Genomic DNA, 21,603 nt, shown 5'->3' on the forward strand with positions numbered 1-21,603 from the left:
CGTTCCGGTTCGCGGTCCGGCTCCACTGCCGCCCGCAGAACTAAATCTAGCGACAAAATCTAATTCTGCAAGGAACTGTTTCCGCGGTAGTGTGCGGGCATGCCGCCGCCCCGTGGAACGAGCGCAGAGACGCTGCTCGCGTACGCCTTCTCCGTGCGCGCGTTCACCGCGACCGAGGCGATCGACACGACCGGCCTGACCCGTTCGACCGTCCTCGCCGCGTGCGAGGAGCTCGTCCGCCTCGGTTGGGTCCGCGAACTCGACGACGCCCGGGCCGCGGGGGAGTACCGCATCGGCCGACCGGCGCGCCGGTACGAGCTCGACACCGCCGGCGGCGTGGTCGTCGGGATCGACGCCGGGCAGCACCGGGTGACCGTGCTCGTCGCCGATCTGCGCGGCACCGTGCTCGGCCGTGCCGAAGGGGCCCTCGGCGACTCCGGTCTCGACGTCCCGGTCCGGCTCGGGGTCGTCGGCGAGACCGTCGCCGCCGCACTCCTCGACGCCGGGGTCGACCCGCTGCGGGTGCTCGTGTCCGTCGTCGGCATCCCCGCCCCCGTGGACGCCGGCGGCGCGTCACCCGGCGACGGCGGGTTCTGGGACCGGATGAACCCGGGCTTCGCCGACGCCGTCCCGGGGCACCGGGTCGTGGTCGAGAACGACGCCAACCTCGCCGCGCTCGCCGAACGGCCGTCCTCGGGCGACGCCTCGTTCGCAGCACTGCTCTCCGGCGAGCGGTTCGGCAGCGGACTCGTCGTCGACGGGGTCCTGCTCCGGGGTGCCCACGGCGGCGCGGGGGAGATGCGCGTGCTCGACCTCGTCGAGGGTGTCGGGTCGTCCGACGGCATCGGTGCCACCGCCCGCCGGCTCGTCGCCGAAGCGCTCGCCGCGGGCGACGTCCCGCCGGACAGCCCACTCGCTGCGGACGCCGACGCCTCCGTCCTGTTCCGCGCGGCGCACGACGGGGACCCGGTCGCCCTCGGCATCGTCGACCGCCTGGGGGACCGGTTGGCCCGCGTCTGCGTCCTGCTCGTCAGCCTGCTCGACATCGACCGCGTGGTCGTCGCGGGGGCCATCGCCGAGCCCGCCGGTGCCGTGATCGACCGGGCCCGGGCCTGGCTCGACGGCGCGGGGTTCGACCCGGTCCCCGAGATCGTCGCGTCGACGCTGGGCGCCGACGTCGTGGTGCTCGGTGCGGTCGCCCACGCGGTCGACGCGGTCCGGGCGGCGCCGTTGTCCTTCGCCCTCACGACACGCCCGGCTGTCCCCGCGCTGTGACGATCGGACCGGTCCGGACACTGCTGGGGTGAAGGGGGTGGTCATGGACCGATCACGAGAACCGGACACAGCACTGGTCCGGGCGGCGGGGAACGGCGACCGGGCAGCGGGCGTCGCGCTCTTCGACCGCTACGTGGCGACGGTGACCCGGTACGCCTGGGCGCTCGTCCCGTCGCGCCAGGACGTCGAGGAGGTCGTCCAGGACACGTTCGTGACGCTCTGGCGACGGGCGGCTTCCATCGAGCTCCCCGACGAGTCGATCCTGCCGTGGCTGCTGGTGGTCAGCCGCAACCACTCGGCGAACCTCCGGCGCACGCACCAGCGGCACCAGGGCGACGAACTGCCGGACGACCTGCCGGCACCGGTCGAGGACGACGACGCCCGCGACCGGCTGCGCTGGGTCAGAGCCGAGATCGACGCGCTCTCGCCGATCGACCGGCAGGTGTGCGAGCTGTGCCTCATCGACGGCCGTTCGTACGCCGAAGCCGCGACTGCGCTCGGGCTGAGCGTCGGAGCGGTCAGACAGCGGGTCGCGCGATCGCGGGCCCGGATCAAGAAGGCGGTGACGCACGATGAGCTCTGAACCTCCCGTCGGAGACGACCTGCAGCAGATGATCGTCGGCATGCGCCAGCGCTTCGTCGCACACCTCGACGCCGAACCCCGTCGGGTCTCCGTCCGCAAGCGTGTCGGGATCGCCGTCGCGATCGTGGCGCTGCTCGGTGTCGGCACCGCGAGTGGAGCGGTCGCGCTCGGGATGATCCCGAGTCCGATCGCCGCGCCGCCGGCTCCGAGCGCTTCGAGTCCCGCGGCCGAGCCCCGGCCGGACCGGACGGCCTCGTCGGCTCCCATCCGCCCGACCACCCGGCCGTCCTCACCGACGTCCGGTGGTGTCGCGGCATCGATCCCGGACTCGTGCGCCGCGGCAGTGCCGTCAGCCGATTCCGCGCGGCTGTTCGGCCAGCGGAAGGTCGAGCAGATCCGACCCGTCGCACCCGGCGGAGTCGGATCGGACTACTGGGTCGACCCGGACGAGCCGTTCGTCGCCGACGCGGCCCTCGTCTGCCGGTGGTCCCAGACCGGGAGCCCGGAAGAATCGGACAACCTCTTCCTCGCGATGGGGTCGACCGCGGAAGGGGCCCTCGACGAGCGACTCAGCGCACACGAGCAGGCGGGTTGGTCGTGCACCGATCGGCTCGGTGGGCGGGCCTGTCAGCACAGCGAGTCGTCGGACTACCACGGCGACCCGCTGGAGACCACCCACACGTTCTTCGTCCGGGGGGACACGTGGATCTCGGTCACGCAGACCAACACGCCCACGGACGGGCTGCTCGAGGTGCTGGTCCGGCAGACGTGGCGGTGAGACGGAGGTGACGGGGCACTGGAACCACGACACGCACGTCCACCGGCGCTCCTCGGTCACCTGGCGCCGTCCGCGCTGATCGTCACCGGCAGGCTCGCGCCGGACCCCTCGCCGTCGTGGCTCTGCACCGCGAGGACAGCGTCGCCCACCGGCGACCGTGAACTGCTCGCCCTGCGGGGTCGGCCGCCCGAGCAGCACCGGGTCGCCGGTCGACGCGGGCGTGATGGTCACCGTGACGTCGTCGGACGCACGGAACGTGCCGCCACCGTCCTCGCAGTCGCGGGAGAGCCAGTCGACGTGCAGGTCGACCGTGCCGCCGGGGCGCAGGTCCCAGTCGCCGAGCTCGATCGACGTCCCGGCGCAGGACGTGCGGCTCCGCTCTGCACGCCACAACCCCCACCTCCGGGCGGTCCATCGGGTCACGATCTCGGTACGTTCGGGGTGTGGGGAACGAACGATCAGCTGAACAGACCGAGCCGGAGCACGACCCGTACGCCCGGCGCCCGGGCTACGTCACCGCCATCGACGGCCGGACCGACCGGGTCACGACTGCGGCGGCGGTCGGCGCGGGCGTCGGCCTCGTCACGTCCTGGGTGCTCGGCTTCTTCCAAGCGCCCGAATGGGTCGTGTGGGCGGGGGCCATCGCCGTCGGTGTGACGACGTGGCTGCTGCTGCGCGCTCGACAACGTCGCCGCGACCGAAGCGAAGGCCGTGCGACCGGCGCCGTCGCCCGTGCGCGCGACCGTGCGATCGCCGACGCGAACGGCGGCCGACGCTTCTTCGTCGCCCCGAACCCGGTCGTCCTGATCGTGATGGGCGGGATCTTCATCGCGCTCGCCGTCGGCACGCTCGGGCTCGGGAGCATGTCGGTCCTCACCGTGATCCGGACGATCGTCCTGGTCGGCGGTGGCGCGTACTTCGTCGTCCAGGGCATCGGCACCCTCGTCGTGCGCCGCCGCCCGCCCGAACCCCGCTGACCCGCTCCGGCGCCTCGTCGGCGCCGAACCACGAATCCGACATCGAACCAGCGGCGCTGCCTGGTTCGACGTCGGATTCGTGGTTCAACACCCGCGTCGGCCAGGTCGGCCAGGTCGGCCACGCCGGCCGCGTCGGCCGCGACGCACCGCCGGCGTGACCGCGCGCCGGTCAGCCCCGCGCGACCGGCGTCAACCGCTGCAACTGCGTCACGTGCCCCGGCTCGAGCTCGTCGAGCGAGGCCACCCCGAGCAGCCGCATCGTCCGCTCGATCTGCTCGGACAGGATCTGGATCATCCGGTCGACCCCGGCCTCGCCACCCGCCATCAGGCCGTACAGGTACGCCCGACCGACCATCGTGAACTTCGCGCCGAGGGCCACCGCGGCGACGATGTCGGCGCCGGACATGATCCCCGTGTCGAGGTGCACCTCGGTGTCCTTGCCGACCTCGCGGACGACGGAGGGGAGCAGGTGGAACGGGACGGGAGCGCGGTCGAGCTGCCGGCCGCCGTGGTTCGACAGCGTGATCCCGTCGACGCCCATGTCTGCCAGGCGCTTCGCGTCCGCCAGTGACTGCACGCCCTTGACGACGACCTTCCCCTTCCACTGCGACCGGATCCACTCGAGGTCCTCGTAGGTGACGGTCGGGTCGAACATGTGGTCGAGGAGCTCGCCGACGGTGCCGGACCAGCGGTCGAGCGACGCGAACGCCAGCGGCTCGGTGGTGAGGAAGTCGAACCACCACCAGGGCCGCGGGATCGCGTTCAGCACGGTGCGGGCGCTCAGCTGCGGCGGGATGGAGAACCCGTTCCGCTTGTCCCGCAGCCGGGCACCGGCGACGGGCACGTCCACGGTGACGAGCAGCGTGTCGAACCCGGCCTTCTCGGCGCGGGAGACGAGCGCCATCGACTTCTCACGGTCCTTCCACATGTAGAGCTGGAACCAGTTGCGGCCCGACGGGTTGGCGTCGCGGACGTCCTCGATCGCGGTGGTCCCCATCGTGGAGAGCGAGAACGGGATGCCGGCGCGGCCTGCTGCCCGGGCTCCGGCGCGCTCGCCCTCGGTCTGCATCATGCGCGTGAAGCCGGTCGGGGCGATCCCGAACGGGTATGCGACGGGCGCACCGAGCACGTCGCGCGACGTGTCGACCTTCGAGACGTCGCGCAGGATCGCGGGCGTGAACTCGATGTCCTCGAACGCCTGGCGGGCACGGGCGAGGGAGATCTCGGCCTCGGCGGCGCCCTCGGTGTAGTCGAACGCGGCCTTCGGCGTGCGACGGGCGGCGATGTCGCGCAGGTCCCAGATCGTCAGCGCCGACTCGAGACGCTGTCGCCGACCCGGCAGCGACGGCTTCTTGAACTGCATGAGCGGCGCGAGGTCACGCACGGTCGGCAGCTGCCGCCTGATCGGTGTGCGCCGGGCCGACGGCGCCCCGGGGGTCGCTGCCGGAGCGCCCGTCGCGGGGTCGACGCGGTGCTGGTCGTCGGTCGAGGTCATACAGACATCCTACGTCTCGGGGTGGATCGGTGGGTGGAGTGATCGGCTCGCGGGGTGTAGCGCACGGGTTCGACGGAACGGGCGATCGTCGAGCGCAGGGCCTCGAGTGAGGCGCCACCGAGGCCGCCGAGCCCGACGGCCCGCGCCTGCACGAGGACGTTGCCGAGCGCGGTCGCCTCGACCGGCCCGGCGAGCACGGCGAGCCCGGTGCGGTCGGCGGTGAGCTGGCAGAGGAGCCGGTTCTGCGATCCTCCGCCGACGACGTGCACCTGTCGGACGTCTCGGCCCGTGACGGCGACGATCGTCTCGAGCGTCGAGGCGTACGCCGAGGCGAGCGACTCGAGGATCGACCGCACGGTCTCGGCCCGCGACGCCGGGGCGGCGAGTCCGTGTGCACCGCACCAGGCGGCGATCCGTGTCGGCATGTCACCCGGCGCGGTGAACGTGTCGTCCGCGACGTCGAAGACGGGGACCGGGGCGGTGACGTCCGCTGCGGAGGCGAGCAGCGCCTCCAGGTCGACGCGCTCGCCACCGCGCTCCCAGGTGCGCACGCTCTCGGAGAGCAGCCACAGCCCGGACACGTTCTTCAGGAACCGGACGCGTCCGTCGACGCCGCCCTCATTGGTGCAGTTCGCCTCGCGAGCCGCGTCCGACAGGACGGGTGCATCGAGCTCGACGCCGACGAGCGACCAGGTGCCGGACGAGATGTACGCGAAGTCCGGGTCGGTGGCCGGTACCGCCACCACGGCCGAGGCCGTGTCGTGGGAGCCGACGAGCGTGACCGGCGCGGTGCCGCCGACCGCCTCGGCGACGGCGGGCAGCAGGGGACCGAGTCGGTCGCCCGGGTCGCGCAGGGTGGGCAGGAGTCCGCTCGGGAGGCGCGCAGCAGCCCGCAACGCCGGGTCCCACCCGCGGGTGGTCGCGTTCAGGACCCCGGTCGTCGAGGCGTTCGTGCGCTCGGCCGCCTCGACGCCGGTCAGCCAGTAGCCGAGCAGGTCGGGCACGAGCAGCGCCCGTTGCGCGAGCTGCAGGGACGGGTCGGCGGCGAACTGGAACAGGGTGTTGAACGGCAGGTGCTGCAGGCCGTTCCGGGCGTACAGCTCGGCGGCGGAGAGCCGCTCGTGCACGGTCGCGACGCCGCCCTCGTGTCGTGCGTCGCGGTAGTGGGACGGCAGCCCGAGCAGCCGCCCGCCACGGAGCAGCCCGTAGTCGACCGCCCACGAGTCGATGCCGATGCTGGCGATGTCCGGCGTCCGGGCGAAGGCGTCGCCGAGGCCCGCGGTGACCTGCCGGTACAGCTCGACAACGTCCCAGTGCAGGGCGTCGCGGTCGCCCTCGTGGAGCGCGACCGGACCGTTCGGGAACCGGGCGACGTGCTCCATCCGGACGCCGTCGGTGTCGACGTGGCCGACGATCACCCGCCCGCTCGTGGCGCCGAGGTCGACCGCGGCGACGCTTCCGCTGTTCGTCACGCTGCTGCCCCTGTTCTGGACATCAGCGCAGGAACGCGGCGGCCACACCGGCGTCGACGGGGACGTGCAGGCCGGTCGTGTGCGAGAAGTCGTCGGTGCAGATGGCGTAGACGGCGTTGGCGACGTTCTCGGGCACGACCTCGCGCTTGAGGATCGTGCGCTGGGCGTAGAACGTGCCGAGGTCCTGCTCCTCGATGCCGTACGTCTTCGCCCGGTTCGCACCCCAGCCGGACGCGAAGATGCCCGAGCCACGGACGACACCGTCGGGGTTGATGCCGTTGACGCGCACCCCGTGCTCACCGAGTTCGGCCGCCAGCAGCCGGACCTGGTGCGCCTGGTCGGCCTTGGTCGCCGAGTACGCGATGTTGTTCGGGCCGGCGAACACCGAGTTCTTCGACGAGATGTACACGATGTCGCCGCCGAGGCCCTGCTCGATGAGGACCTTCGCGGCCGCCTTCGACACCAGGAACGACCCCTTCGCCATGACGTCGTGCTGCAGGTCCCAGTCCTGCTCGGTGGTCTCGAGCAGGCTCTTGCTGAGGCTCAGCCCGGCGTTGTTCACGACGAGGTCGAGGCCGCCGAAGTGCAGGAGCGTCTGCTCGATCGCGTGGTCGATCGCGCCGGCGTCCGTCACGTTCGCGGCGACGCCGATCGCCGTGTCGGTGTTCCCGATCTCGGCGGCGGCCTCCTGCGCCTTGGAAAGGTCGAGGTCCGCGATGACGACCGCGGCCCCCTCGGCTGCCAGGCGCTTCGCGATGGCCTTGCCGATGCCGCTCGCGGCTCCGGTGACGAGGGCGATGCGCGTGGCGAGCTTCTTCGGTGCGGGCATCCGCTGGAGCTTCGCCTCCTCGAGGGCCCAGTACTCGATGCGGAACTTCTCGGCCTCGTCGATGGGGGCGTACGTGCTGAGGGACTCCGCGCCGCGCATGACGTTGATGGCGTTCACGTAGAACTCGCCGGCGACGCGGGCGGTCTGGGCGTCCTTGCCGGAGGAGAACATCCCGATGCCCGGGACGAGCACGATGAGCGGGTCGGCGCCGCGGATCGCCGGGCTCGTCTCGTCGGCGTGCCGGTCGTAGTAGGCCTGGTAGTCGACGCGGTACTGCTCGTGGAGCTCGTGCAGGCGGGCGGTCTGCTCCTCGACCGTCGCCGTGGCGGGCAGGTCGAGGATGAGCGGCTTCACCTTGGTGCGGAGGAAGTGGTCCGGGCAGCTCGTCCCGAGGGCCGCGAGCTCCTCTGCCCGTGACGACGCGAGGAAGTCGAGCACGACGTCGCTGTCGGTGAAGTGACCCACCACCGGCTTGTCGTGCCCGGCGATGCCCCGGATCGTCGGGGCGAGGGCTGCGGCGCGCGCGCGGCGTTCGTCCGTCGGGAGCGCCTCGAAGCCGCGGCGGACGGGGCCGAACGGCTGGTCCTTCCCGTGTTCGGCGATGAAGGCCTCTGCGGTGTCGATGATCCAGCGGGAGTTCGCCTCGGCCTCATCGCTCGTGTCGCCCCAGGCGGTGATGCCGTGGCCGCCGAGGATCGTGCCGATCGCCGCGGGGTGGTCCCGCTTGACCGCCGCGATGTCGAGCCCGAGCTGGAACCCCGGTCGGCGCCACGGCACCCAGACCACCTTGTCGCCGAAGACCTGCTCGGTCAGGGCCGGGCCGTCGGCGGCGGTCGCGATGGCGATGCCGGCGTCCGGGTGCAGGTGGTCGACGTGCGCGGCGTCGACGAGGGCGTGCATCGCGGTGTCGATGGAGGGTGCTGCCCCACCGCGACCGAACAGGGTGTGGTCGAACGCGGCGACCATCTCGTCCTCGCGCTCGACGCCGGGGTAGACGTCCTGCAGTGCGCGGACCCGGTCGACGCGCAGGACTGCGAGGCCCGCCGGGGTGAGGGTGCCGAGGTCGCCCCCGGAGCCCTTCACCCAGAGCAGCTCCACCGGTTCGCCCGTGACCGGGTCGGTGTCGGTACCCTTGGCGGAGGTGTTGCCGCCCGCGTAGTTCGTGATCCGCGGATCCGAGCCGAGCGCGTTCGAACGTGCGACGAGCGCACTGATCGTCGTGTCTGCGTCGGTGCCGTGCGTTGCGGGGTCCACCCGGGCCTCCAGTCCTGTGCTTGTCATGATGTCTACGCGCCCCAGCCGGCCTGGACGCCGCCGACTCGGTCCTCGGCGATCTGCCGCTGGTAACCGGAGTCGAGGTAGGCGCGCATCGGGTTCGCGGGGAGCCCGCGGGACTCGCGCCAGGCGGCGAGGTCGGCGCGGACGTCGGTCTGGTACGCGTCCATGAAGATCTCGTTCGCGCCGAGGACGTCGTGCGCTTCCTGTGCGGCGGTGAGTGCGACGCGGTCGAGCAGCAGTGCGCGGGCCGTCATCTCCTGGACGTTGAGCACCGAGCGGATCTGCCCGGGGATCTTGTCCTCGATGTTGTGGCACTGGTCGAGCATGAACGCGACGTCGGGGTTGTCGTAGCCGCCGCCGCGGATGACCTCGACGAGGATGCGGAACAGCTGGAACGGGTCGGCGGCGCCCACGATCAGGTCGTCGTCGGCGTAGAAGCGCGAGTTGAAGTCGAAGCTGCCGAGCTTGCCGAGGCGGAGGAGCTGCATGACGATGAACTCGATGTTCGTGCCGGGGGCGTGGTGGCCGGTGTCGAGGCAGACCATCGCCTTGTCGCCGAGCGCGGCCGTCTGCACGTAGCTCGTGCCCCAGTCCGGGACGTCCGTGTGGTAGAACGACGGCTCGAAGAACTTGTACTCGAGCACGAGGCGCTGGTCCGGGCCGAGGCGGTCGTAGATCGTGGTCAGCGAGTCGTGGAGGCGGTCCTGGCGGGAGCGCATGTCCTCCTGCCCGGGGTAGTTGGAGCCCTCGGCGAGCCAGATCTTCAGGTCGCGGGAACCCGTGGCGTCCATCACGTCGATGCAGCGCAGGTGGTGGTCGATCGCCTTCTGCCGGATCGTCTCGTCGACGTGGGTCAGGGCGCCGAACTTGTAGTCGTCGTCCTGGAAGGTGTTCGAGTTGACGGTGCCGAGGGAGACGCCGTGCTCCTCCGCGTGGCGCTTCAGGTCGGCGAAGTCGTCGACGAGGTCCCACGGGATGTGGAGCGCGACGGTCGGTGCGAGCCCGGTGTACCGGTGCACCTGGGCGGCGTCGGCGATCTTCTCGTACGGGTCTCGCGGGGTGCCGGGGGTCCCGAACACCTTGAAGCGGGTGCCGGAGTTGCCGAACGCCCAGCTCGGGAGCTCGATCGCCTGCCGGGCCAGCTGGTCGGCGACGGAGCTGAAGCTCGCTGATGTCATCGTGTCACTTCCTCGTGTCGATTGAATCGTTTCATACGGTACGTGCTGCGCGGGGTTCGCGCAAGCCGGGGTCTGGTCGCGCGCTCCGTGGTGGCGGTTCGGGGCGGTGCTGCACAACCACAGTGCGTTCGAACCGCGCGATCGCGCGGCGCAACGTGCCTTTGGTTGTGCGCCGCCCCGCGGCCGCCGCGGCGGGGGCGCGGCGGGGCCGGGCGGCGCGGCGGGCGGCGCGGCAGGTGGCGCGGCGGGCGGCCGAGCGACGAAGCGCCGCCGCCCCGCGGCCGCCGCTACCCCGCGGGGACCGCGGCCGGCGCGCGCAGCTCGTGCGTGCCTCCCGACACGCGCTGCTCCGCAGCACCCGGCAGCCGCACCACCGCGGTGACGCCCTCGGGCACGGTCACCCGCACGAGCAGCTCCCCGTCGACGAGCTCCCACCGCACGGCGACGTGCCCGTGCACGGTGTCGAGCGAGGTCGACGCCCACGTGAGACCGCCTCCGGGCTGCGGCGCCACGAGCACCGACTCGTACCCGGGCGTCAACGGCGCGAGACCACCGACCACGCGGTGCATCCAGTCCGCCACGGCACCGAGCGCGTAGTGGTTGAACGACGTCATCTGGCCCGGGTTGATCGTGCCGTCCGGCAGCATCGAGTCCCACCGCTCCCACACCGTCGTCGCGCCCATCGTCACCGGGTACAGCCACGACGGGCACTCGGTCTGCAGCAGCAGCCGGTACGCGTCCTCGAGGTGTCCGGTCTGCGTCAGCGCATCCGTGATGAACGGCGTCCCGGCGAAGCCCGTCGAGATCCGGTACCCCGACTGCTCGACGAGCTCCGCCAGACGGTCGCCGGCCGTGGCCTGCTCCGCCTCGGACAGGATCCCGAACACGATCGCGAGCGTGTACACGGTCGTGCAGTCGGACAGGATCCGACCGTCGTCCTGCAGGTAGTGGGTCCGGAAGCCGGCCTGGAGGCGCGACGCGAGTTCCCGGAACTCGCTCGCCTCCGCCTCGTGGCCGCCCAACAGCTCGGCCGCGTCCGCCGCGATGGTGGCGGACCGGTACGCGCAGATCGTCGCGACGACGCCCTTGTCGGCCTTCGCCGCCGCGGGGTCCTCCGGCGGGGCGTCCGGGTCCAGCCAGTCGCCGAACTGGAACACGGTGTCCCACAGGTCCTCGGGGGAGAGGTGGTCGCGGATCCGCCGGAGGTGCGCGGCCATGGACGGGAACTGCTCCTCGAGCACCGCGGTGTCGCCGTACGCCTGGTAGAGCGTCCAGGGCACCCACACCCCGGCGTCCGACCAGACTGCGGTGGCGTCGGGCTTGCCGAAGTCCTCGGCGGGGGAGTACTTCAGCACGTCCGGCACGACGAAGGGGATGATGCCGTCGGCGTGCTGCTGCTCGAGCCACACGTCGCGGAGCCAGTCGCCGAGGAACGCCCGCGTGTCGAAGAGGTACGAGGCCGTCGGCGCGAACGCCGCGATGTCGCCGGTCCACCCGAGTCGTTCGTCGCGCTGCGGGCAGTCGGTCGGCACGCTGAGGAAGTTGCCCTGCATGCCCCGCACCACGTTGTCGTGGAAGGTGTTCAGCAGCTCGTGGCTCGACTCGAACGTGCCGGTGCGGGGGAGGTCCGACCCGACCTGCACCGCGGTGAGGGCGGTGCGGAGCTCGTCGAGCGTGCCGGGCCACCCGTCGACCTGGGCGTACCGGAAGCCGTGGAACGTGAAGCGCGGCTCGAAGACGTCCTGGCCGTCCCCGCTGAGGGTGAAGTGGTCGGTGGCCTTCGCGGTGCGCAGGGGGCGCGTGCCGAGCTCGTCGTGCTCGAGGACCTCGGCGTGCTGCAGGGTCAGGACCGTCCCCGCCGGGCCGGACGCGGTCACCCGGATCCAGCCGACGAGGTTCACGCCGAAGTCGACCAGCGTGGCGCCGGCGGGGCTCGTCCAGACCTCGACCGGGGCGATCTCGGCGAGCGGTCGGACGGGCGGCACGGTGTCGGCGACGAGCTCGCGCTCCCCGAGGTCCACCGTGTGCACCGTGCTCGTGCGGCCCTCGTGTCCGTCCACGCTCGGCACCGTCACGTCACCGGGCGTGAGGAAGGAGCCGTCGCGCAGGCGGGCGTCGACGTCCTCGCCGTCGTAGAGCTGGTCGGCCGTGATCGCACTCGACAGCGCCTGCCAGTCGGTGTCGGTCGCGACGAGCTGCTCGTGGCCGTCGGCGAAGGTGACGCGGAGTTCGGCGAACCCGGCGACCTCGTCGGCGTACCAGCCGCCGCCGCCTCCCCAGGCGAGGCGTCCGGCGGCCCAGCCCTTGCCGAGGACGAGCGCGAGGACGGCGGCGCCACCCGGCTCGGCACCGGCGAGGTGTGCCGTGACGTCGTGCGAGACGACGCGGACGCGCCACTCGTAGCTCGTCCACCCCGGCTCGAGCAGGTGGTCGGAGACGCGCTGCCCGCCGAGCCAGGCCTCGACGACGCCGAGGGCGCTGACGTCGAGGGTCGCGCTCGTCACGGCGCCGTGGCCGTCGTCGAGGGTGAACTCCCGGCGCAGGATCGGTGCGCTCCCGAGGTCGGCGTCGCTCGCGATGAACGGTGCTGTCCAGGCGGTCATGTGGTGTGTCCTTTCACGCGACCGGTCATCGTCGACCGGTGCGGGGGTCGTGGGCCCGGCCACCCGCCCGCGGGGGGCGGGGTGGTGGAGGCGGGTCGCGCCTCCAGGCCGTGGATCGGGCGTCAGCCCTTGACGGCGCCGCTCGTCATGCCGGCGACGATCTGACGGTTGAAGAAGATGTAGAGGATCAGCGGCGGGATCGTGATGAGCAGCACGTCCGTGAACAGCAGGTTCAGCTGGCTGACCGACTGGCTCTGGAACGTGTACAGCGTCTGCTGCACCGTCGCGTTCTCGGAACCCGGCAGGAAGTACAGCGGGTTCGTGAAGTCGTTGAACACGGTCACCGACTGCACGAGCACGACCGTGATGATGACCGGCTTGAGCAGCGGCAGGACGACCCCGAAGAACAGGCGGATCGGACCGGCGCCGTCGAGCACGGCTGCTTCGTCGAGCTCCTTGGGGATCGTCGCGACGAACGCCCGGAAGAGCAGGATGCAGAACGAGAGGCCGAAGGTCGCCTCGATGAGGATCATCCCGCCCATGGTCTTGAACAGGTTGAGCCCCTGCAGCACCCAGATCGTCGGGACGATCGCGGGCGGGACGATGAGGCCGGCGAGGACGAAGAAGTTGATCAGGCCGTTCCACTTGCTCGGTCGCCGTTGCAGGACGTAGCCGACCATCGCGGAGAACACCACCATGATGATGACGCTCCCCACGGTGAGCACGGCGCTGTTCAGGAACGAGCGCAGGATCCCGCCGTCGCCGGTCTGCATGACCGCCACGAGGTTCTGCCACAGCTGCCACTGGGTCGGCAGGCTGAAGCCGAGCTGGTTGGCCTCGGCCGGGCTCTTCGCGGCCTGCAGCAGGACGAAGACGAACGGCACGAGGAAGACCACGAAGCTGACGACGATCGCGACGATGCCGATGACCCACTTGCGTGCGGTGTGCGGGCTCCGTCGGCGCGGGGTGGGCGTCTTCGCGGCGCCGGCGCCGGCACGTCGGCTGGTGGTGATCGCGGTCACAGGTCCGCCTCCTTGCGGTTGATGAGCCAGGAGATCGGGACCATGATCGCTGTGACCACGATGAACAACACGACGTTGCCGGCGGTCGACAGCCCGTAGAACCCGGCCTGGTACTGCTTGTAGATCACGCTCGCGATGACGTCGCTCGTGAAGCCGGGTCCGCCGCCGGTCATCGCCCAGATGAGGTCGAACGACCGCAGGCCGCCGATGAGCGACAGGATGATGACCGTCCCCATCGCCGGGCGGGACAGCGGCAGCGTGATGTTCTTGAAGATCGTCCACGCGCTGGCGCCGTCGACACGGGCGGCCTCGAAGTACTCCTGGGGGATCGCCACGATGCCGGCGATGAAGATGAGCGTCGCGATGCCGACGCCCTTCCAGACGTCCACCGCGGCGACGCTCCAGAGGGCGAGGGCCGGGTCGGTCAGCCATCCAGGTGTGGGGAGGCCGACCGCCCCGAGGGCGCCGTTGATGATCCCGTGGAAGGGGTCCATCAGCGCCTTGAACGTGATGCCGATGCCGATGGTCGACACCAGCACGGGGAAGAACACCACCGCTCGGAGGTACCCGCGCCCGAGCACGGGGCTCGTGAGGAGCAGGGCGAGGGCGAGTCCGAGGACCACCTTCGCCGCGCTCGTCACGAACCCGTACTCGAACGTGTGCACGAACCCGGAGACGAGCTGCGGGTCCTGGAAGAACCGGACGAAGTTGTCGAAGCCGATGAAGGTCTGGTCGAACAGCGTCCAGCGGGTGAGCGAGAAGTAGAACCCCGCGAAGGTCGGGACCGCGAAGAACACGACGTAGAGCGCGATCGCCGGGATGAAGAACCAGGCCGGGTAGAACGAGCGCATGCGGCGCCGTGCCGGCCCGGGGCCTGCCTTCGTGGTCTGCGGCGGGGCCACCGCCGTCGTGAGGGTCGCGGTCACCGGATCACCAGCCCTTGATGCCGAGCTGCTGGGCCTGCTGGACGACGTCGTCGTCGTACTGGTCAGCGCCCTTCGCCGCGTTCGTGATGCCCGAGCCGACCTGCACGCAGATCTTCTCGAGGTTCGGGCCCTTGATCGGGGAGAGGAACTCGAGTGCCGGGCTCGCCTTGCCGTCGTCGAGGTACTTCTGCAGGTCGCCGATCATCGGCGGGACGGAGTCGGGCAGGGTGCAGGTCGAGATGACGTACGGGCCACCGGGGGTGCCGGTGTCGTTCTGCACCTTGCAGCCCTCGGACGAGTTCGCGAAGGCGACGAACTTCTTGGCGGCCGCGAGCTTGTCACCCGTGGTCGTCTTCGGGATGTAGAGGCCGTTCGGCTCCCAGATGGTGAGGTTCGTGTCGTCCGCGTTCTCCGCCGGCAACGCGAAGGCACCGATGTCGTTCACCGCGTCGGGCGAGTCCTGCTGGATCGCCGAGATCGCGTTGGTCAGCATCGGGTACTGGGCGCCCTTGCCCTCGGCGAGCATCTTCAGGCCGTTCGCCTGCGTGGCGGACGCGTAGTCCTCGTTGTAGAGGTCCTTGTCCTTGCCCTCCTGGAGGTGCTGGAACCCGGCCAGTGCCGGCTGCTCCGCGTAGGACTCCTTGTGCTTCGTGTACTGCGTCGCCCAGTTCTTCTGCTGCGCGGTGATGTTCGCGAAGTCGCCGAGGACGAACAGCTGGCTGGTCCAGGTGTCGCCGTAGGTCTGGATGATCGGCGCGATGCCGGCGTCCTTGATCTTCTCGCTGTTGCTGATGAAGTCCGCCCACGTGGTCGGGACGCTCAGGCCGAGGTCCGCGTAGACCTTCTTGTTGTAGAGGACGGCGCCGCCGAAGCTGGTGCCGAACGGGGCGCCGTACATGCCCTTGTCGGTGCTGACGACCTTGGTGAACTGCGGGTCGACGTCCTTCGCCCAGCTCTCCTTCGAGAGGTCGACGAGGGTGTTGTCCGGGTTGAGCGCCTGCATGAGCGAGCCGGAGTTGTAGTTGAAGACGTCGGCCATCTCGCCGGTCGACAGCCGGGTCTTCACCAGGTTGTCGCCGTCGGTGCCCTGCGGCTTCGTGTCGAACTTGACGGTGATGTCGGGGTTCGCCTTCTCGAACGCGGCGATGAGCGGCTTCGCGGTGGCGGCGGTGGCCTCGGCGTTGTCGGCGAGGTACGTGATCGTGACCTTGCCGCCGCCGCTGCCGGTGTCGGCGGAGCCGCCCGACGAGCACGCGGCCAGGCTGCCGATGAGGACCGCGGCGCCGCCGATGGCGAGCAACCTGGTGGTCAGGGGACGAGCTGACATTCCTTACCTCCTCGTAAGGCCCGGGACTGGGGGAACCCGGGTGAAACGGACCCGGTCACCGCGCCGATGCGGTTCCCGGTGGTGCTGTTTAGAACGTTTCAATCGGAATGGAACCATGTGGATTGAAGCGTGTCAATCACCGGTCCTGATTCGTTACGCAAGTGCGCGGTCCCGCCGGCCGCGGGAGCCGGGAGGCGCGGGGTGGGCCCCGGCGGGTGGGGCGCGCTGGGCGGGCGGTGCGGCCGCGGCTGCGCTGGCGGCAAAGCGACACCGTGCCGCCGAACCCGCGTGGGAATGTGTCGCTTGCGCGGGGTCGAGCGCGGAGCCGTCCTGTGAACTGTCGCTTTGGTGGAGCGGTCGGGGCGCGGCGGGCGGGCGGTCGCGCGCGGGCCGCCGCGCGAGACTCGCCTCGGCGGACACTTTCGCGGCTCCGCGCCCGCGAAAATGTCCGCCACCGCGAGACTCGGGAACGCCGAGCGCCGCGCGCGCCCCGTCAGGCCTCGGTACGCCTCGGGTCGCTCGGCGCCGTCCGGGCAGCCGCCTCGGCCGCCCCCGCCCGCCCGAGGGTGCTCTCGCGCGGCACGAGTTCGCTCCCGAGCACCACCGTCCGGTGCACGTGCTCCGCGGGGTCCTCGTCGAGCTCGGCCAGCATGAGCTCGACCGCCGCCGCGCCCATCTCCGACCCGTGCATCGTCACCGACGTCAACGGCACGGCGCCGCCCCACGCGACCGAGTTGTGGTCGCAGCCCGACACCGGGATGTCCTCCGGCACCCGGATCCCCGCCGCGCGCAGTTCGGACACGACCGCCATGGCCAGCAGGTCCGTCACGCCGAGGATGCCGTCCGGCCGCTCGTCCGCCGGCATCGCGGCGATGCGTGCACCGGCGTCGGTCCCGCCGGGAGGGTCGATGTCCCCCGCGTCGACGTCGACGAGCGTTACGTCGGGGTGAGCGGCGACCGCACGGAGCACCCCCGCCCGCCGACGTTCGACGGGCTGCAGCTCCGCGCGGGCGCTGACGAACCCGATGCGTCGGCAGCCGCGTTCGATGAGGTGCTCCGTCGCGAGGAACGCCGCTTGCTCGTTGTCCACCACCACCGAGCACGCATCGACCTCGGTCGGCTCGAAGTTCACGTAGACCACCGGTCGCCCGTGCCGCCGCGTGGTCTCGACCTGCTCGCGGGACTGGGTCATCGGGGCGAGCAGGATCCCCGACACACGTGCGCTCTCGAGGAACGCGAGGTGCTCACCCTGCGCCTGCAGGTCGTCCTCGCTGCTCGTGATGAGCAGGGTCAGCCCACGTTCACGCGCGGCGAGCTGCGCACCGTTCACCATGTCGCTGAACAGGGAGTTGCGGAGGGACATCACGACGAGCCCGATCGCTCGCGTGCTCCCCGAGGCGAGTGCCCGCGCGTTGCGGTTCGGCGTGTACCCGAGGTCGGTGATCGCGGCACGGACCCGCGCTGCGGTCGCGTCGGCCACGCGTTCCGGGTGGTTCAGCACGTTCGAGACCGTCGCGAGCGAGACGCCCGCCCGAGCGGCGACGTGGTGCACGCTCGGCGGTCCGTCGCGCCGGGGGACATGCACCATGCTCCGATCGTATGCGGACCGGCGCGCCCTCCCGGCCATCCGCCGGACAGGACGGCCGACCGACGCGCCCACCCGGCCATCCGTCGGACGGGAGGTGGGCCCCACCAGCCGGTTCCGGCGCACCGCGCCAGCGCGGCGACTGCCGTGACGGGAGGCGCGGTGCGGCGCCGACCCGCGCCTCCCGTCCGACGCGGCTCGCCGCCCCGTTCGCCAAAGCGACGGTGTGCCGCGAACGGTTGCCTGGGGTCTGTCGCTCTGCCGTCACGGACGCCGCGGCCTTCCTGTGTCCTGTCGCTCCGGCGGCACGATCACGGGCGCGCGGCGAAGCGCGCAGCGCCCCTCAGCGCTCGGCGACGGTGGACTGCCGCACGACGAGCTCGGGCGTGAACTCGACGTGCAGCTGGTCCGTGCCCTGCCCCTGGTCCACCTGGGCGAGCAGCAGCTCGATCGCCCGCCGCCCGAGGTCCTGCGCCGGCTGCCGCACCGAGGTGAGCGGGACGACCGCGGCCTCGGCGAACGCGATGTCGTCGTACCCGACGATCGCGATCTCCTCCGGAACCCGGATCGACCCGCGCATGATGAACGCCTGTTCGAGGCCGACGGCGAGCAGGTCGTTCGCCGCGAACACCGCGTCCGGGCGGTCGGCGGCCGGGCGGGCCTGGATCTCCTCGCCGACGCGCCGACCCTCGAGGACGGAGAGCGACGTGGTCGGGATCACCTCGAGCGCCGCACCCGCCGCCTCGGCCGCGGCGACCGCGCCGGTGTGCCGGTCGGTGACCTGCCGGATGCCGAACGGGCCGCCGACGAAGGCGATCCGCCGACGTCCGATCGCGGTGAGGTGCGTGACGGCGATGCGGCCTCCGGCGACGTCGTCGACGGAGACGGACGCGAAGTGCTCGTCGTCGGCGCGGCGGTCCACGAGGACCACGGCGGTGCCCTGGTCGCGCAGTCGCTCGAGGCGGCCGAGGTCGTCCCCGGCGGGGGAGATGAGGAGTCCGGCGACGCGGCGCTCCTCGAAGAGGTCGACGTAGGTGTGCTCGCGGTCGACCGACTCGTCGGAGTTCCCGACGAGGACGGCCAGGCCCTTCTGCATCGCCGCGTCCTCGGCGCCGCGGGCGACGTCGGTGAAGAACGGGTTGCCGCCGTCGAGCACGATGAGCCCGACGGTCGAGCTGCGGCCGGCGCGGAGCTGGCGGGCGGAGTCGTTGCGGACGAACCCGAGTTCGGCGATCGCGGACTGCACGCGTTCGACGGTCCCCGGTGCCACCTTGTCGGGACGGTTCAGCACGTTCGAGACGGTGCCGAGTGACACCCCGGCGAGCGCTGCGACGTCCCGAACGCTCACTGCCATGGGGTCATCCTGGCATCGGGGCGGGCGTTCCGGTGGAGCGACTTGCCCTCCGGCCGAACGACGAGTACCGTCTCCGCAGCACCGTTGAAACGATTCACTGACGAACACGCGAACGGAGGACCAATGGCGGTCCGTATCGGAGCCCGCAACACCACGGGCTGGAAGGCGACGATCTCGGTCGCCATGTCGAACTACATCGAGTCGGGGTCGATCATCGCGATCGCCACGAGCCTCAGCCTCTGGCAGGCGCAGTTCCACGTCGGGGACCTGCAGGTCGGGCTCCTCGCCAGCCTGTCCGCGAACGCGTTCGGCGCAGCGGCCGGCGCCATCATCGGCGGACCCCTGTGCGACCGCTACGGCCGGAAGTTCATCTACACCTACGACCTGCTGCTCTACATGCTCGGGATCCTGCTCGCGGTGTTCGCCGGCAGCTACGGCATGCTGCTCGTCGGGTTCATCCTCACCGGCATCGCGGTCGGCGCGGGCGTCCCCGCGAGCTGGACCTACATCGCCGAACAGGCCCCGGCCGACAAGCGCGCTGCCCACGTCGGCACCGCGCAGCTCGCCTGGTCGATCGGCCCCATGGTCGGCTTCGCCCTGGCCATCGCCGCCGCGCCGCTCGGGCTCCTCGGCAGCCGCCTGATCTTCGCGCACCTGTTCGTCGTCGCCGCGATCGTGTGGTGGCTGCGACGCGGCCTGCCCGAGTCCACGATCTGGAAGGACGAGCGCGCGGCCACCGGCTCCGCGAACTTCTTCCACGGCTTCACCCAGCTGTTCAGCCGCCGCAAGAACCTCACCGCGATGCTGTTCCTGTTCGGCGTCTACGCGCTCTGGAACACCGTGGCCGGGCAGGCCGGCATCTTCCAGCCCCGCGTCTACTCCGCCACCGGCGTGACGAGCGTCACCGAGCAGTACGGGCTGCAGATCCTCGTGTGGGGCTGCACCGTCGCCGCGACGTACTTCGGATTCATGCGCTTCGCCGACCGGATGAGCCGGAGGCTGCTCTACGCGATCGGCGCCGCGCTCGCGGTCGTCGCCTGGGCCGTCCTCATCTACGCGCCCGCGAACCTCGGCACGCTGCTGTTCTTCGCGATCGCGTGGGGCATCTCGTCTGGCATCGGCGCGCAGGCGTTCTACGGGCTCTGGACGAGCGAGCTGTTCGCCACCCGGTACCGGGCGAGCGCGCAGGGCGTCCTGTTCCTCGCCGCGCGGGTCATGGTCGGCCTGCTGAGCATCTGGTTCCCGCTCCTGCTCTCCGACATCGGGCTCCGTGCACTCGGCGGGCTCATCCTCGGCCTGCTCGCGCTGTCGTTCCTGGTCGGGACGATCTGGGCGCCGCGAACGCAGGGCAAGACCCTCGAGGAGATCGAGGCCGAACGCTACGGCACCGTCACCAGCGCGACCGGCACGGTCCGCACGCCCGAGGAGCACGCCGCGCGTCAACAGACGCTGCGGGGTGCGCGAGACGAGCGGACGCCACGGTGAGCGACGCGGACCAGCGTGATGCGCGCCTCCCGGACGGCCCTGGAGGCGCGGATCACGTGACCCGCGTCTGCTTCCGCCTGCAGGTGGGGACCGAGCACCTCGACGCCTACCGCGAGCGGCACGCCGCGGTCTGGCCGGCGATGCTGCGGGCGATCGCGGCCGCGGGACGTCGGAACTACTCGCTGTTCCTCGACGACGACGGCCTGCTCATCGGGTACTACGAGACGGAGTCGGTGGCGGATGCCGACGCGTCGCTCGCCGCGTCCGAGGTGGCCGCCGCGTGGGAGGCGCACATGCAGGACCTGTTCGACGGCGCGACCGGGCGGGCGGACCAGACGGCGCGCGTGCTGCCGGAGGTCTTCAACCTCGAGGACCAGCTCGCTTCGTGCGCATCGTGAGCAGGAATGGTCGGGTCCCGTCGCCGGACCCGACCATTCCTGCTCACCGAACGACGCCCGCGGGGCACCGGGGACTGCAAGGCACCCTCGCTACCGTGGGGCCATGCAGCAGCCCGCAGCCGGGACCCTCCGCGTCCTCCACCTGTCCGACACCCACCTCACGGGCGACGGTGCCCTGCACCAGGGGTCCGTCGACACGACCGCCGCGCTCGAGGGCGTGCTCGCCCGGGTCGACGGCGTCCCGGGGATCGGGCTCGTGGTGGTGTCCGGCGACGTGTCCGAGGACGGCACTCCGGAGTCGTACGCCGCGGTGCTCGAGCGCGTCGGTGGCTGGGCGGAACGCCACGGTGCGGCGCTCGTCACCGTCCCGGGCAACCACGACCTCCGCGAGGGGTTCCGACAGGTCCTCGCGAACGGCCACGTCCTCGGCGAGGGCGGCCGGCCGCTCATGCACACCATGGAGTACCACCCGCCGACCGTGCCGGTCTGGGGGCAGTCACTCGTCGCTGGTCGGCGGATCGTCACGGTCGACACGAGCGTCCCCGGGGTCGGCTACGGCGAGATCGCCGAGGCGTCGCTCGAACGACTCCGCGCCGCGCTCGCCGGCGACCACGCGCCGCACGGCACCGTCGTCGTGCTGCACCACCCGCCGCTGCCGGCACCGACCGCGCTGCACGAGGCCCTGCGACTCCGCAACCCGGAGGCGCTCGCCGACGCGATCCGCGGCTCCGACGTCCGGGTCGTGCTCGCGGGGCACTACCACCACCACTTCGCCGGGACCCTCGCGGGCGTGCCCGTGCTCGTCGCGCCCGGTGTCGCGAACGACACCGACGTCACCGGCGCCTACGACGAGGAGTCCGCGTACGTCGACTCCGGAGCGCTCGTCGTCGACGTCGCCGAGGACGGCTCGGTCTGGTCGACCCCGGTCCGCGTGCCGCGGCCGGACGCGGACCCGCTCGCGTTCGCGCTCGACGCGGACACCGTGGCGCGCGTCATCGAGGCATCCACCGGGCAGTAGACGCACCGTTCGTCGGACGG

At 71.5% G+C, this 21,603-nt stretch carries 17 protein-coding genes; 7 read left to right on the forward strand and 10 right to left on the reverse strand.

What is annotated here, in order from left to right:
* Positions 1-99 precede the first annotated feature (99 nt).
* From ACIPEP_RS03590 to ACIPEP_RS03605, 4 genes are all read left to right on the forward strand, one after another.
* Entirely contained in the window at positions 100-1,275 is a 1,176-nt protein-coding gene (locus ACIPEP_RS03590) for an ROK family protein (protein WP_070418230.1), read from the forward strand.
* Positions 1,276-1,318: 43 nt separating this feature from the next.
* Positions 1,319-1,858 carry an RNA polymerase sigma factor gene (locus tag ACIPEP_RS03595; RefSeq protein WP_402716522.1) on the forward strand — a complete coding sequence of 180 codons (540 nt, stop codon included), beginning with the start codon at positions 1,319-1,321 and terminating at the stop codon, positions 1,856-1,858.
* The gene (locus ACIPEP_RS03600) at positions 1,848-2,636 is read left to right on the forward strand and encodes a hypothetical protein (RefSeq protein WP_402716523.1); all 789 of its coding nucleotides are present in this window, start codon (positions 1,848-1,850) and stop codon (positions 2,634-2,636) included. Before ACIPEP_RS03595 ends, ACIPEP_RS03600 begins: the two co-directional genes overlap by 11 nt.
* Before the next feature lie 443 nt (positions 2,637-3,079).
* Positions 3,080-3,613 (forward strand): hypothetical protein, encoded by a 534-nt coding sequence (locus ACIPEP_RS03605; protein WP_402716524.1) that lies wholly within the window; start codon positions 3,080-3,082, stop codon positions 3,611-3,613.
* A gap of 169 nt (positions 3,614-3,782) precedes the next feature.
* Here ACIPEP_RS03605 and ACIPEP_RS03610 read toward each other — a convergent pair whose 3' ends face one another.
* The 10 genes from ACIPEP_RS03610 to ACIPEP_RS03655 all read right to left on the reverse strand — a co-directional run bounded on the left by ACIPEP_RS03610 (position 3,783) and on the right by ACIPEP_RS03655 (position 18,682).
* Complete coding sequence (locus tag ACIPEP_RS03610) at positions 3,783-4,976, reverse strand: alpha-hydroxy acid oxidase (RefSeq protein ID WP_309886476.1); 1,194 nt, start codon at positions 4,974-4,976, stop codon at positions 3,783-3,785.
* A gap of 128 nt (positions 4,977-5,104) precedes the next feature.
* A complete protein-coding gene (locus ACIPEP_RS03615; protein ID WP_402716525.1) occupies positions 5,105-6,580 on the reverse strand; it encodes a rhamnulokinase family protein in 1,476 nt (491 codons plus the stop codon).
* Between the two features lie 22 nt (positions 6,581-6,602).
* Positions 6,603-8,690, reverse strand: a complete 2,088-nt coding sequence (locus tag ACIPEP_RS03620) for a bifunctional aldolase/short-chain dehydrogenase (RefSeq protein WP_402716526.1) — start codon at positions 8,688-8,690, stop codon at positions 6,603-6,605.
* 5 nt (positions 8,691-8,695) lie between these two features.
* Positions 8,696-9,865 (reverse strand): L-rhamnose isomerase, encoded by a 1,170-nt coding sequence (rhaI, locus tag ACIPEP_RS03625; RefSeq protein WP_071295609.1) that lies wholly within the window; start codon positions 9,863-9,865, stop codon positions 8,696-8,698.
* 287 nt (positions 9,866-10,152) lie between these two features.
* Complete coding sequence (locus ACIPEP_RS03630; protein WP_402716527.1) at positions 10,153-12,468, reverse strand: family 78 glycoside hydrolase catalytic domain; 2,316 nt, start codon at positions 12,466-12,468, stop codon at positions 10,153-10,155.
* A 122-nt stretch (positions 12,469-12,590) separates the two neighbouring features.
* On the reverse strand, positions 12,591-13,394 hold the full coding sequence (locus ACIPEP_RS03635; RefSeq protein WP_071295632.1) for a carbohydrate ABC transporter permease: 804 nt from the start codon (positions 13,392-13,394) through the stop codon (positions 12,591-12,593).
* 92 nt (positions 13,395-13,486) lie between these two features.
* Positions 13,487-14,341: a carbohydrate ABC transporter permease gene (locus ACIPEP_RS03640; RefSeq protein ID WP_083295454.1), complete on the reverse strand. Its 855-nt coding sequence runs from the start codon at positions 14,339-14,341 to the stop codon at positions 13,487-13,489.
* Positions 14,342-14,420: 79 nt separating this feature from the next.
* Positions 14,421-15,743 carry an ABC transporter substrate-binding protein gene (locus tag ACIPEP_RS03645; RefSeq protein WP_070418239.1) on the reverse strand — a complete coding sequence of 441 codons (1,323 nt, stop codon included), beginning with the start codon at positions 15,741-15,743 and terminating at the stop codon, positions 14,421-14,423.
* Positions 15,744-16,236: 493 nt separating this feature from the next.
* Positions 16,237-17,331: a LacI family DNA-binding transcriptional regulator gene (locus ACIPEP_RS03650; RefSeq protein ID WP_402716528.1), complete on the reverse strand. Its 1,095-nt coding sequence runs from the start codon at positions 17,329-17,331 to the stop codon at positions 16,237-16,239.
* A 340-nt stretch (positions 17,332-17,671) separates the two neighbouring features.
* Positions 17,672-18,682: a LacI family DNA-binding transcriptional regulator gene (locus tag ACIPEP_RS03655; RefSeq protein WP_402716529.1), complete on the reverse strand. Its 1,011-nt coding sequence runs from the start codon at positions 18,680-18,682 to the stop codon at positions 17,672-17,674.
* A 123-nt stretch (positions 18,683-18,805) separates the two neighbouring features.
* On the opposite strand from ACIPEP_RS03655, the gene ACIPEP_RS03660 reads away from it, so the two are divergent.
* The 3 genes from ACIPEP_RS03660 to ACIPEP_RS03670 all read left to right on the forward strand — a co-directional run bounded on the left by ACIPEP_RS03660 (position 18,806) and on the right by ACIPEP_RS03670 (position 21,583).
* Positions 18,806-20,167, forward strand: a complete 1,362-nt coding sequence (locus tag ACIPEP_RS03660) for an MFS transporter (RefSeq protein ID WP_309886291.1) — start codon at positions 18,806-18,808, stop codon at positions 20,165-20,167.
* Between the two features lie 56 nt (positions 20,168-20,223).
* Positions 20,224-20,565 carry an L-rhamnose mutarotase gene (locus tag ACIPEP_RS03665; protein ID WP_402716530.1) on the forward strand — a complete coding sequence of 114 codons (342 nt, stop codon included), beginning with the start codon at positions 20,224-20,226 and terminating at the stop codon, positions 20,563-20,565.
* Between the two features lie 103 nt (positions 20,566-20,668).
* On the forward strand, positions 20,669-21,583 hold the full coding sequence (locus ACIPEP_RS03670) for a metallophosphoesterase (protein WP_071295615.1): 915 nt from the start codon (positions 20,669-20,671) through the stop codon (positions 21,581-21,583).
* Positions 21,584-21,603 lie beyond the last annotated feature (20 nt).

Origin of the sequence: Curtobacterium sp. NPDC087082 (assembly GCF_044745045.1) — a bacterium.
Taxonomy (GTDB): Bacteria; Actinomycetota; Actinomycetes; order Actinomycetales; family Microbacteriaceae; genus Curtobacterium.